This window comes from Micromonospora sp. WMMD998 (assembly GCF_029581235.1).
In the GTDB taxonomy this organism is placed as follows: domain Bacteria; phylum Actinomycetota; class Actinomycetes; order Mycobacteriales; family Micromonosporaceae; genus Micromonospora.
Genome location: NZ_CP120740.1, coordinates 3050183 through 3062635, shown reverse-complemented (window position 1 = coordinate 3062635; position 12453 = coordinate 3050183). Strand labels below are relative to the sequence as shown.

Genomic DNA, 12453 nt, shown 5'->3' with positions numbered 1-12453 from the left:
GGGCCGCGTCAGTCGGTCCCGGCGAGGCGCAGTTCCCGCTCGTCCCAGCCGTCGCTGGCGCACCAGCCGCGCAGCCTGCGCCGGTGCCGCTGCGCCCGCGCGACGGCTTGCGCGTACGTCTGCTCGTCACCGACCGGGATCCCGGTGTGGGCGAGGGCGGTCAGCTCCGGCGCGGGCAGCGGGCTCTCCACCGGCGGGATGAAGGTGTCCTCCAGCGTGTGCACCAGCTCCTGGAGGGCCCGCGACAGCGGCCCCACCGCGCCCGGGTCCGGCCGGTCTTCCGCCCGCACGCCGTGACGCAGCAGCAGCACGGCCCCGTCGAGCACCGAGACAGCGACCGGCGCGGACTTGGCGGCGACGCCGACGTGGAAGTAGTGCAGCACGGGAAACGCCAGGTGCCGCTCCCCGGTCCGGACCACCTCCGGGGTCAGGCTCGTCAGGTGCTGCTCGAACATGGAGGAGAACCGCTGCCCGGTCCACGCGCGCCGCAGGATGTCGACCGGGTCGTCGCCGAGGGCGGCGATGTGGCCGGCGATCGTCCGCTTGTCCACCACCGCCGCCACCACCTGCATCAGGTACGTGATGCCGAGGGTGACCAGGAACAGCCCGCTGAGCACCGCCAGGCTGGTGCATATCTGCGCGACGGTGGTGCCCGGCACGTAGTCGCCGACACCGAGCGTGAAGATCGAGAAGCCGGCGAAGTAGAGCCGCGACCACGCCCCGGCCGGCCGGTTCAGCGGGTCGAGCACCGCGTCGGGGTAGGCGGTGAAGACCAGGAACCAGCCCAGCCACAGCCCGGCGATCCAGGCCAGGAAGGTCGTCAGGAGCACCAGCGGGCCCGTCCACCGCAGCACCCGGTGCCGGCGCGGCCCCTTCCCGGCCAGCCGGCACAGCACCCGCCACATACCCTGCCCGAGTCGACCGGTCAGCGGGCCCGCCCCACCGGTCAGCGACAGGGTGGTCAGCGTGGTGTCCACCACGACCGCCGCGACGGCAAGCGTCCCCACGACGACCAGCAGCACTCCCGCCACGTTCTTCCCTCTCCGTCTCCCGGCGTCACCCTCCGCGGACGCGCGGCGGCGTCCACCTGCCAACGTCGGGTACGGCGACCGCCGCCGCAACCCGAGGGCCACCGCCGGCCGCGTTCAGGTGAGCGGTTCCACGCCGGCCGGGAGCTGGTCGGCGGCGGTGGCGTCGTGGACGTACTCCAGGAGAATGCGGCGCAGCTCGCGCCCGGCGTGGGTGGGCACCACGTCGCGGCGGCGGGCCACCGCGATGGTCCGGCGGACGCCGGGCGGGACGAGCCGGGTGACCCGGATGCCCGGCCGGCGGGCCACCACGATGCCGGGGACCAGCGCGACGCCGAGCCCGGCCTCGACGAAGCTGAGCACGGCGTCCATCTCGCCGCCGTCCACCGACAGGGTCGGCTCGAAGCCGGCCGCCCGGCACGCCTGGAGGGTGGCGTCGCGCAGGTCGTAGCCCTCGCGGAACATGACCAGGGGCTGGTCGCGCAGGTCGGTGATGCGCAGCTCGCCGCCGGCCGGGGCGGCCGGCAACGGATCCACCGAGGCGACCACGAGGCTCTCGCGCAGGATCGGGTCGACGCGCAACCCGGGGTCGGCGCCGGCCGACGGCATGATGACCAGCGCCAGGTCGAGGTCGCCGCGGAGCAGGTCGCGGACGAGGTCCTGGGAGCCGCCCTCCTCGACCCGGAGGTCGACGGTGGGATGGGCGTCGCGGAACCGGCGCAGCACCGGGGGCGCGAGCGAGGTGGCCAGGCTGGGCGTGGCGCCGAGCCGGACCCGCCCCCGGCGCAGCCCGACCAGCTCCTGCACCTCGCGGGTGGCGGTGTCCACGTCGGCGAGGATCCGCTTGGCCAGCGGCAGCAGCACCTCGCCGGCCGTGGTGAGCGTGATGTTGCCCCTTACCCGCTCGAAGAGCGGGGCGCCCAGGTCGGCCTCCAGGGCGTGAATTTGCTTACTCAACGACGGCTGGGTTATGCCGACGACATCGGCAGCTTGGGTGAAATGTCGTACTTCTGCGACCGCGACGAAGTACCGGAGCTGATGGAGCTGCATCTACATAGCTTACGGCTATCAACACTGCGATTTCGATGCATTGGACGCCTGATCGTACGGCTCCTAGCGTCGGTCATGTGGTAATCACGAAAACTCGGTCGCCCATCCGCTCGAACGTCGGCCTGAAGGTCGTCATGGCGGTGACGGGCATCGTCCTGGTGCTGTTCCTGATCGCGCACATGCTCGGCAACCTGAAGGTCTTCACCGGCGAGACCTCGTTCGACCACTACGCGCACTGGCTGCGGGACATCGGCACGCCGCTGCTGCCGGCCACCTGGTACCTGTGGATCCAGCGCACCGTCCTCACCGTGGCGGTGCTCGCCCACATCGGCGCGGCCGTCGTGCTCGCCATGCGGGCCCGCGCCGCCCGCCCGGTGGCGTACGCGCACCGCCGGAAGATCCACGTGAACTACGCGGCCCGCACCATGCGCTGGGGTGGGGTGATCACCCTGCTCTTCGTGATCTACCACATCCTGGACCTGACCACCGGTCACCTCAACCCGCAGGGCGACCCGGCCAACCCGTACGGCAACGTGGTCGCCGACTTCGCCCCGGAACGCTGGTACGTCACCCTCTTCTACACGCTCGCCATCGTGACCCTCGGCTTCCACCTGCGGCACGGCGCGTTCAGCGCGTTCCGCAGCCTCGGCCAGCAGACGCCCAGGGGCGAGCGCCGGGCCCGTGCCGCCGCGTTGGTCTTCGCCGTCGTGCTCTGCGCCGGCTACCTGGTGGTCCCGTTCGCCGTACTCACCGGATTGGTGGCCTGACATGGACCTCTACACCGACGGCGACCCGATCGCCGACACCCGGGCCCCGGACGGCCCGATCGAGACCCGGTGGGACCGGCACCGCTTCGACATGAAGCTGGTCAACCCGGCCAACCGTCGCAAGATGACGGTGATCGTGGTCGGCACCGGCCTGGCCGGCGGCTCCGCCGCGGCGACGCTCGCCGAGCAGGGCTACCACGTGAAGTCCTACTGCTACCAGGACAGCCCGCGCCGGGCCCACTCGATCGCGGCCCAGGGCGGCATCAACGCCGCCAAGAACTACCGCAACGACGGCGACTCCGTGCACCGGCTCTTCTACGACACGGTCAAGGGCGGCGACTTCCGGTCCCGGGAGTCGAACGTGCACCGGCTCGCCGAGGTCTCCGTCAACATCATCGACCAGTGCGTCGCCCAGGGCGTCCCGTTCGCCCGCGAGTACGGCGGCCTGCTCGACACCCGTTCCTTCGGCGGCGCGCAGGTGCAGCGCACCTTCTACGCCCGGGGGCAGACCGGCCAGCAGCTCCTGCTCGGCGCGTACCAGGCCCTGGAACGGCAGATCGGCCTGGGCAACGTGGAGATGAACGCCCGCCACGAGATGCTCGAACTGGTCGTCGTCGACGGCCGGGCCCGCGGCATCGTGGTCCGGGACATGGTCACCGGCGAGATCAGCACCGAGATGGCGGACGCGGTGGTGCTCGCCTCCGGCGGCTACGGCAACGTCTTCTACCTCTCCACCAACGCCAAGGGCTGCAACGTCACCGCCTCCTGGCGGGCACACCGCAAGGGCGCGTACTTCGCCAACCCCTGCTACACCCAGATCCACCCGACCTGCATCCCGGTCTCCGGCGACCACCAGTCGAAGCTGACCCTGATGAGCGAGTCGCTGCGCAACGACGGCCGGGTGTGGGTGCCGAAGGCCAAGGGCGACGACCGCGGCCCGCGGGAGATCCCCGAGGACGAGCGGGACTACTACCTGGAGCGGATCTACCCGTCCTTCGGCAACCTGGTCCCCCGCGACATCGCCTCCCGTGCCGCGAAGAACGTCTGCGACGAGGGGCGCGGCGTCGGCCCGACCGGCCTCGGCGTCTACCTCGACTTCGCCGACGCCATCGACCGGCTCGGGCGCACGGCCATCGAGGCCAAGTACGGCAACCTCTTCGAGATGTACGAGCGGATCACCGGCGAGGACCCGTACCGGGTGCCGATGCGGATCTACCCGGCCGTGCACTACACGATGGGCGGCCTCTGGGTCGACTACGACCTCCAGTCCACCATCCCGGGCCTGTTCGTGATCGGCGAGGCCAACTTCTCCGACCACGGCGCGAACCGGCTCGGCGCCTCGGCGCTGATGCAGGGCCTGGCCGACGGCTACTTCGTGCTGCCGAGCACGCTCGCGAACTACCTGGCCTCCGGCCCGCTGGAGAAGGTCGATGCCAGCCACCCGGAGGCGGTCGCGGCGCGTATCGATGTCGAGGACCGGATCAGGCGGCTGCTCGCGGTCGACGGCGACCGCACGGTGGACTCGTTCCACCGGGAGCTGGGCCAGATCATGTGGGAGCACTGCGGCATGGAGCGCTCCGAGGCCGGGCTGCGCAAGGCGATCGACGAGATCCGCGCCCTGCGGGAGCAGTTCTGGCAGCGGGTCCGCGTGCCCGGCGACGGCGAGGGGCTGAACCAGTCGCTGGAGAAGGCCGGCCGGGTGGCCGACTTCTTCGAGCTGGCGGAGCTGATGTGCATCGACGCCCTGCACCGGGAGGAGTCCTGCGGGGGCCACTTCCGGGCCGAGTACCAGACCCCGGACGGCGAGGCGCAACGCGACGACGACCGGTTCGCGTACGTGGCGGCCTGGGAGTACGCCGGCGGCGGCGAACCGGTGCTGCACAAGGAAGACCTGACCTTCGAATACGTCCACCCCTCGCAGCGGAGCTACAAGTGAACCTGACCCTGCGCATCTGGCGCCAGTCCGGCCCCGAGGACAAGGGTCGGATGGTGACCTACCCGGTGCCGGACGTGTCCCCCGACATGTCCTTCCTGGAAATGCTCGACGTCCTCAACGAGCGGCTGATCCTCGACGGCGAGGAGCCGGTGGCGTTCGACCACGACTGCCGCGAGGGCATCTGCGGCACGTGCAGTCTCATGATCAACGGTGAGGCGCACGGACCGCAGCGCGGCACCACCGCCTGCCAACTGCACATGCGGCAGTTCTCCGACGGCGAGACGATCGACATCGAGCCCTGGCGGGCCCGCGCCTTCCCGGTCGTCAAGGACCTGGTGGTGAACCGGAACGCCTTCGACAAGATCATCGCCGCCGGCGGGTACGTCACCGCCCCGACCGGCAGCGCCCCGGAGGCGCACTCCACTCCGGTGGCCAAGGACGACGCGGACGCCGCGTTCGAATCGGCCGCCTGCATCGGCTGCGGGGCGTGCGTGGCGGCCTGCCCGAACGGCTCCGGCATGCTGTTCACCGCCGCCAAGGTCACCCAACTCTCGCTGCTGCCCCAGGGCCAGCCGGAGCGCTACACCCGGGTGATCGGCATGGTCGACGCGCACGACGAGGCCGGCTTCGGTGGCTGCACCAACGTCGGCGAGTGCGCCACGGCCTGCCCGAAGGGCATCCCGCTGAACACCATCGGCCGACTCAACCGCGACTACCTGAAGGCCACCACCAAGCGCGCCGGCACCCCCGGCTCCTGACCTCCCAACGTCACACCCACCCGACCGCCGCGCCCCGCACCACAAGGCGCGGCGGTCGCCGTTCTCCCGAGGTACGCCAACCCCGGCAGTCATCCCGCCTGAGCCGACCCGGCGCGGCGCGGTCCCGCGCGGCGCGGGCCGGCGCGTAGAGCGCGCGTGGTGCTGTCCGGAAAGTAAGCTCCTCGGCCGCTACAAACTTGATGACGCAGATGCATCAGGCGGGCGGCGCAAAGGTCCGGGACACCGTGGGCGGAGACCGGAGCAGCAGGTTGTGCACCAGCTCGGCGAAGTGGTGGACTCCCAGGCTTGATCCACACCACTCCGGCGGAGTGGTGGTGTCGGACAGGCGGGGATACCGCCACCTCACCGAACTGGTGTGGATCATCGGAGGAGCCACGGGCTCCCGCCAGCACCGGCGGCACTCGCGGCGCACCCGCGCCGACCCGCCGCGTCCCGGGGCGACGCCTCCGGTTCAAGTCACTCCTCGCGGGTAGCAGTCCGATGGACGGCACCGAGGAGGGGACATTCAGGCATGAAGGCACTGACCTGGCAAGGCAAGCGTGACGTCCGGGTCGAGGACGTCCCGGACCCCCGGATCGAAGCGCCGACCGACGCGATCGTCCGGATCACCTCGACCGCCATCTGCGGTTCCGACCTGCACCTCTACGAGGTGCTCGGGCCGTACCTGAAGCCGGGTGACGTGCTCGGGCACGAGCCGATGGGGATCGTCGAGGAGGTCGGCTCCGGAGTGACCCGGCTGAAGAAGGGCGACCGGGTGGTCGTCCCGTTCAACATCTCCTGCGGGCACTGCTGGATGTGCGAGCGGCAGCTCTACGCGCAGTGCGAGACCACCCAGGTGACCGCCGAGGGCAAGGGCGCGTCGCTGTTCGGCTACACCTCGCTCTACGGCTCGGTCCCGGGCGGCCAGGCCGAGTACCTGCGGGTGCCGCAGGCCCAGTTCGGCCCGATCAAGATCCCCGAGACCGGGCCGGACGAGCGGTGGCTCTACCTGTCCGACATCCTGCCCACCGCCTGGCAGGCGGTGAGGTACGCGGACACCCCGCCCGGCGGCACGCTCGCCGTGTTCGGCCTCGGCCCGGTCGGGCAGTTCTGCGCCCGGATCGGCCGCCACCTGGGCGCCGGCCGGGTGATCGGCCTGGACCTGGTGCCGGAGCGGCTGGACATGGCCCGCCGGCACGGCATCGAGGTGCTCGACGTCAGCCAACTCGACGACGTGCCGGGCGCGCTCGTCGACCTGGTCGACGGGCGCGGGCCGGACGCGGTGATCGACGCGGTCGGCATGGAGGCGCACGGCGCGCCGGCCGGCAAGATCGCCCAGGCCGCCGCCGGTCTGCTCCCGGACAGGCTGGCCCAGCCGATGATCGACGCGGCCGGGGTGGACCGGCTCGTGGTGCTGCACGCCGCGGTCAAGGCGGTCCGGCGCGGCGGCACCGTCTCGATCTCCGGGGTGTACGGCGGCGAGCAGGACCCGATGCCGATGATGGAGATGTTCGACCGGGGCATCCAGCTACGCATGGGACAGTGCCACGTGCGGCGCTGGGTGGACGAGATCATCCCGCTGCTGGAACGCGACGACGACCCGCTGGGCGTGGAGGACCTGCGGACCCACCGGCTGCCGCTGGCGCAGGCGCCGCAGGCGTACGAGATGTTCCAGAAGAAGGAGGACGGCTGCGTCAAGGTCGTGCTCGCACCGTGACCCGGACGGTGGTCGTCACCGGCGCGACCAGCGGGATCGGCCGGGCGGCGGCCCGGGAGTTCGCGGGCCGCGGGGACCGTCTGGTCCTCGCGGCCCGCTCCCCCCAAACCCTGGAGCGGGTACGCCGGGAGTGCGCCGACGCCGGCGCGGCGGACGTGCGCGTCGCGCCCACCGACGTCACCGATCCGGGCGCGCTCGACGCGCTGGCGGCCACCGCGGTCGCCGGGTCCGGCCGGATCGACGTGTGGGTGCACACCGCGGCCGTGATGGCGTACGGGCGCTTCGAGGAGATCCCGGCGGAGGTCTTCGACCAGGTGGTCCGGACCGACCTGCTGGCCGCCGCCGGGGTGGCGCGGGTGGCGTTGCGGCACTTCAAGCGGGCCGGTGGGGGCACGCTGATCCTCACCGGGTCGGTGCTGGGCCACATCACCGCGCCCTACGTGAGCGGATACGTGACGAGCAAGTGGGGGCTGCACGGCCTGGCGCGGGCGTTGCAGCAGGAGTCGCGGGACCTGGCCGGGGTGAATGTCTGCCTGGTCACACCGGGCAGCGTGGACACCCCGGTCTATCAGCAGGCGGCGAACTACCTGGGGCGGATCGGGCGACCGCCGCTGCCGATCACCACGCCGGAGCGGGTGGCCCGGGCCATCGCGCACTGCGCCGACCGGCCCCGCCGGGAGATCTCGGTGGGGCGGGTGAACCTGCTGATGCGGGTCGGTTTCACCGCGCTGCCGGCCGTCTACGACGTGCTGGTCGGGCCGTTGATGCGGGTCGGCGGGTTGACGAACCGGCCGACGCCCCCGAACGCGGGTGTCGTGTTCGCGCCGAATCCGGCCGGCGAGGCGGTGCGGGGCGGGTGGCTGCCCGACCTGGCCGGGTTGGCCCGATCGATCGGCAGTTCGGCGGGCTCGATCGTCCGGCGCCGGGTACGTCGGTCGCTCCCACCGGTCCGCTCCGGATCCACCGGGACGTGACCCGTCCGTGCGAATCCCGCGCGGCGGTGACGGCGGGATTCGCGTGGGCGGGTGGCGGGATGCGTGACTACCGTGTAGAGCGCGGAACACGGCGGAGGGGCGGAAGCGATGCGGGAACGGGCGGAGCGGGACATCGAGCGGGCCGGCGGCGGGCGGGGGTGGCGGATCGCCGGGCTGGCCGCGGTCGCCGGGCTGGCGTGGGCGGCACGGGACGTGCCGGCCCAACTCGGCGGGCGGCTCAGCGGGGCGCGGGCGGAGCGGGCGGCCCGGTCCCCGAGGTTCCGCGACGGCACGTTCCACAACCCCACCGGGACCACCTCGGCGATGGTCGCCGACCCGGGCCGCAACCTGGTCCGGGAGCTAATCTTCGGCAAGCAGAAGCGTCGGCCCGGCAGCGCCGTGCCGGTGCTGCGCCCCGCCGACACCGCGCCGGCCGACCCGGCCCGCGAGCTGAACGTTGTCTGGTACGGCCACGCCTCCACGCTGGTGGAGATCGAGGGCCACCGGGTGCTGCTCGACCCGGTGTGGAGCGACAGGTGCTCGCCGTCGGCCCTGGTCGGCCCGCGGCGCATCCACGAGCCGCCGGTCCGCCTGGACGAGCTGCCCCGCCTCGACGCCATCCTCATCTCGCACGACCACTACGACCACCTGGACATGGCGACGGTCCGGGGGCTCCTCGCCGACCAGTCCGCGCCGTTCGTGGTGCCACTCGGCGTCGGCGCGCACCTGGACCGCTGGGGGGTGCCGGCGGACCGCGTCGTCGAGCTGGACTGGGCGGAGAGCCACCGGGTCGGCGGGCTGACCCTCACCGCCACCGCCGCGCAGCACTTCTCCGGTCGCGGTCTGCGCCGCGACGGCACGCTCTGGAGTTCCTGGGTGGTGGCCGGCGCACAGCGGAAGGTCTTCTACACCGGCGACTCCGGCTACTTCGACGGCTACGCCGGCATCGGCGCCGAGCACGGCCCGTTCGACGTGACGCTGATGCAGATCGGCGCGTACGACCGGGCCTGGCCGAACATCCACATGTTCCCGGAGGAGGCGGTCGCCGCCCACCTCGACGTGCGCGGCGAGCTGCTGGTGCCGGTGCACTGGGGCACGTTCAACCTGGCCCTGCACGACTGGTCGGAGCCGGTGGACCGGCTCTGGGCCGAGTCGAAGGCCCGGGACGTCCGGCTGGCCGTGCCGCGCCCCGGCGAGCGGGTGGTGGTCGACGAGCCGCCGGCGGTGGACGGCTGGTGGCAGGCGGTCGCCTGACCGGGCGTGGCCGCCCGGGGCGGCTCAGAGCACGAAGGCGTCGGTCCACAGCGCGCCGGACCGGCCGGACAGGGCGTCGAGCATCGCGACGGCCTGGCCGTCGGTGAGCTGCGCGACGAAGTCGACGATGGCCCGGCCCCGGGCCCGGCCGATCCGGTCCGGGGTACGCGGGTGCAGCTCCGCCTCGGCCAGCTCCACCAGGTCGTGCAGCCGGCGGGGCAGCCGGGACTCCTCCTCCGGGTCGAGCAGCCACTCCCAGAGCGCCTCGACGAGCGTGTCCAGCAGCCGCGCCTGGCCGCGCTGGTGCAGGGCCAGGTCGGGCCGGGCCAGCACGAACCGGTGGTGGACGAACTTGAGCACCTGCACCTCGTGCCACTGCGCCCTGCCGAGCAGCACGTACCCGGACCGGACGTCCGGCTCGGCGGTGACCGTGATGGCGTCCACGAAGCGGGTGGACCAGCGGGCGGAGAACCGGGCGACGTACTGCTCCGCCTCGATCGAGCCGTCGAAGGGCAGCGCCAGCAACCCCTCCACCAGCTCCTCGCGGACGTGCTCGACCGCCGCGGCGAACGCCTCGTCGTCGGCGATCCAGCCGTCCTTGCGGTGCAGGTGGCGGCGGAGCCGCTCGATCGCCGCGCCGGGTCGCCGGCCGGCGGTGTCGAGCGCCGAGGCGGTGATCGACCGCAGGTGCCCGCACTCGCGCTGCCAGGCCATCAGCTCGGCGGCCACCGCGCCCTGCTGGAGCACCCCGACGCGATAGAAGTCCTCCACGTCGTGGATGGCGTACGCGATGTCGTCGGCGGTGTCCATCACGGACGCCTCCGGGGTCTGCTGCCAGTCCGGGATGCGCCCGGCGAACGGCTCCCGGGCCGCCCGCAGGTCGTCCAGCTCGGTCCGGTACGCGCCGAACTTCAGCGACCCGCTCTCCGGGTCGTCCGGGGGCGGCGCGGCCCCCCGGGGCGCCGGGTCGAGGTGCCGCGGGTGCGGGTCGGGGTGGTCCAGCCGGGTCCACGGATATTTGAGCATCGCCGCCCGGACCGCGGCGGTGAGGTCCAGCCCGGTGGTCGCCGCGCCGCGGATCTCGGTGCTGGTGACGATCCGGTACGACTGGGCGTTGCCCTCGAAACCGTCGGTCAGCCCGAGCCGCTGCCGGGCCAGCCGGTCCAGGACCCGCTCCCCCAGGTGCCCGAACGGCGGGTGCCCGAGGTCGTGGGCGAGCGCGGCGGCCTCCACCACCTCCGGGTCGCACCCGCCCAGCTTCTCCAGCAGGTCCCGGTGGGCCGGGTCGGCGGTCAGCCGCTCGGCGATCGCGCGGGCCACCTGGGCCACCTTCAGGCTGTGGGTGAGCCGGTTGTGCACCAGCAGTCCGGAGCCGCCGGGACTGATCACCTGGGTGACGCCGTTGAGCCGGGCGAAGAACGGCGACGAGACGATCCGGTCCCGGTCGGCCCGGAACGGGCTCGCGGCCAGGTCGCCGAGCGCCCGGGCGCTGCCCCCGAAGAGCCGCCGGGCCCGGGGGTCCGCAGGTGCCTCCATGATCGCCACGCTAGCGCAGGTGGCGACGGCCGGGGCAGGGTGCTCCTAGAGACGCTCGACGGCCGGGCCGGCGCACCGGTTACGGGCGTCGAAGACGTAGCGGGCCCGGCGGGACACCATGTCGTAGTCGAAGACGTCGTGGTCGGTCGTGACGACCACCGCGTCGGCGGCGTCGACCTCCCGCTCGGTGAGCGGCACGACGAGCACGCCGGCCGGGATGTGGTGCTCCTCCGCGTACGGCTCGGCGGCCCGGACGTCCGCGCCGAGGGCGCACAGCCGCCGGGCGACGTCCGCGGCGGGCGAGTCGCGCATGTCGCCGGTGTTCTTCTTGTACGCGAGGCCGAGCAGCAGCAGCCGGGCGCCGCTGATGGCGCGACCGCTGCGGTTGAGCCCGGCCATGATCCGTCGCGTGACGTGCTCGGGCATCTCGTGGTTGACGTCGTTCGCCAGCTCGATGAACCGGAACTGCCGGCCCAGCCGCCGCTTGACCTGCCAGGACAGATAGCACGGGTCGATCGGCAGGCAGTGGCCCCCGACGCCGGGGCCGGGCCGGAACGGCATGAACCCGAACGGTTTCGTCTCGGCCGCGTCGATCGCCTGCCAGACGTCGATGCCCAGGCCGTGGGAGAGCATGGTGAGTTCGTTGATCAGGCCCAGGTTCACCTGGCGGAACGTGTTCTCGATCAGCTTGGTCAGCTCCGCGACCCGGGTGGAGGACACCGGCACGGTCCGGGCCACGATCCGGCGGTAGAACCCGTCCACCCGCTCCAGCGCGTCGGCGTCCACGCCGGAGACCACCTTCGGCGTGTTCTCCAGCCGCCAGGTCGGGTTGCCGGGGTCGATGCGTTCGGGGCTGTAGCCGAGGTGGAAGTCGCCCGGGGCGCGCAACCCGCTGGCCGTCTCCAGGAGCGGACGGAGCAGTTCCTCGGTCGTGCCCGGGTAGGTCGTCGACTCCAGCACCACCGTGGCGCCCGGTCGCACGTACGGGCCGACGTGGATGCCGGCCTGCTCCACGTAGCTCAGGTCCGGGGTGCCGTCGCGCAGCGGCGTCGGCACCGTGATCACACAGACGTCGAAGCCCTCGGCGTCGGCGTACTCCGTGGTCGGGCGGTAGCGACCGCTGCTGAGCGCGCGGCCGAGGCGGTCGGTGGGGATGTCCTCCACGAACGACTCGCCGGAGGCGAGCCGCTTGACCCGGTCGGCGTCGACGTCCAGGCCGACCACCTCGAAGCCGGCCTCGACGGCCCGCATGGCCAGCGGAAGGCCGACGTACCCCTGGCCGATGACGACTACCTTCTCAGCGTTCACCCGGACTCCCGACACGTAGGAAAACACCTGGTTGGAGGCTAGAGGGGTTTCTGAGACCGGAAGTCCGTTTTCGGGATATCGGTCGCCGGCGGGAGCGCCGCGGTGCGCGGCGTCCGACCCGAGCG

10 protein-coding genes are annotated in these 12453 nt (G+C 72.5%); 6 read left to right on the top strand and 4 right to left on the bottom strand.

Translation table 11 applies throughout. The features are described 5' to 3' along the window. Nucleotides 1-8 precede the first annotated feature (8 nt). Nucleotides 9-1022 carry a potassium channel family protein gene (locus tag O7619_RS14230; protein WP_282288282.1) on the bottom strand — a complete coding sequence of 338 codons (1014 nt, stop codon included), beginning with the start codon at nt 1020-1022 and terminating at the stop codon, nt 9-11. Nucleotides 1023-1145: 123 nt separating this feature from the next. Beyond that, nucleotides 1146-2078 (bottom strand): LysR family transcriptional regulator, encoded by a 933-nt coding sequence (locus O7619_RS14225; RefSeq protein ID WP_282288281.1) that lies wholly within the window; start codon nt 2076-2078, stop codon nt 1146-1148. 35 nt (nt 2079-2113) lie between these two features. Here O7619_RS14225 and O7619_RS14220 point away from each other — a divergent pair, with 35 nt between their 5' ends. From O7619_RS14220 to O7619_RS14195, 6 genes are all read left to right on the top strand, one after another. After that, nucleotides 2114-2845: a succinate dehydrogenase cytochrome b subunit gene (locus O7619_RS14220; protein WP_282288278.1), complete on the top strand. Its 732-nt coding sequence runs from the start codon at nt 2114-2116 to the stop codon at nt 2843-2845. 1 nt (nt 2846) lies between these two features. Then, nucleotides 2847-4781 (top strand): fumarate reductase/succinate dehydrogenase flavoprotein subunit, encoded by a 1935-nt coding sequence (locus O7619_RS14215; protein ID WP_282288276.1) that lies wholly within the window; start codon nt 2847-2849, stop codon nt 4779-4781. Next, entirely contained in the window at nt 4778-5539 is a 762-nt protein-coding gene (locus O7619_RS14210; RefSeq protein ID WP_282288273.1) for a succinate dehydrogenase/fumarate reductase iron-sulfur subunit, read from the top strand. Before O7619_RS14215 ends, O7619_RS14210 begins: the two co-directional genes overlap by 4 nt. Nucleotides 5540-6071: 532 nt before the next feature. After that, the gene (locus O7619_RS14205; RefSeq protein WP_282288271.1) at nt 6072-7256 is read left to right on the top strand and encodes a zinc-dependent alcohol dehydrogenase; all 1185 of its coding nucleotides are present in this window, start codon (nt 6072-6074) and stop codon (nt 7254-7256) included. Beyond that, nucleotides 7253-8230, top strand: coding sequence for an SDR family NAD(P)-dependent oxidoreductase (locus O7619_RS14200; protein WP_282288269.1), 978 nt, complete (start codon nt 7253-7255; stop codon nt 8228-8230). The genes O7619_RS14205 and O7619_RS14200 overlap by 4 nt, the downstream gene beginning before the upstream one ends. Before the next feature lie 108 nt (nt 8231-8338). After that, nucleotides 8339-9484: an MBL fold metallo-hydrolase gene (locus O7619_RS14195; RefSeq protein ID WP_282288268.1), complete on the top strand. Its 1146-nt coding sequence runs from the start codon at nt 8339-8341 to the stop codon at nt 9482-9484. A 24-nt stretch (nt 9485-9508) separates the two neighbouring features. Here the strand turns inward: O7619_RS14195 and dgt are convergent, their stop codons facing one another. After that, the gene (gene dgt / locus O7619_RS14190; RefSeq protein ID WP_282288267.1) at nt 9509-11020 is read right to left on the bottom strand and encodes a dGTP triphosphohydrolase; all 1512 of its coding nucleotides are present in this window, start codon (nt 11018-11020) and stop codon (nt 9509-9511) included. 45 nt (nt 11021-11065) lie between these two features. Beyond that, the gene (locus O7619_RS14185; RefSeq protein ID WP_348774380.1) at nt 11066-12343 is read right to left on the bottom strand and encodes a nucleotide sugar dehydrogenase; all 1278 of its coding nucleotides are present in this window, start codon (nt 12341-12343) and stop codon (nt 11066-11068) included. Nucleotides 12344-12453 lie beyond the last annotated feature (110 nt).

Excerpts from the sequence above, each read along its gene's own strand:
- O7619_RS14195 (WP_282288268.1), top strand. The coding sequence starts at position 8,339 with ATGCGGGAACGGGCGGAGCGGGACATCGAGCGGGCCGGCGGCGGGCGG.
- O7619_RS14215 (WP_282288276.1), top strand. The coding sequence starts at position 2,847 with ATGGACCTCTACACCGACGGCGACCCGATCGCCGACACCCGGGCCCCG.
- O7619_RS14205 (WP_282288271.1), top strand. The coding sequence starts at position 6,072 with ATGAAGGCACTGACCTGGCAAGGCAAGCGTGACGTCCGGGTCGAGGAC.
- dgt (WP_282288267.1), bottom strand. The coding sequence starts at position 11,020 with ATGGAGGCACCTGCGGACCCCCGGGCCCGGCGGCTCTTCGGGGGCAGC.
- O7619_RS14225 (WP_282288281.1), bottom strand. The coding sequence starts at position 2,078 with ATGCAGCTCCATCAGCTCCGGTACTTCGTCGCGGTCGCAGAAGTACGA.
- O7619_RS14220 (WP_282288278.1), top strand. The coding sequence starts at position 2,114 with ATGCATTGGACGCCTGATCGTACGGCTCCTAGCGTCGGTCATGTGGTA.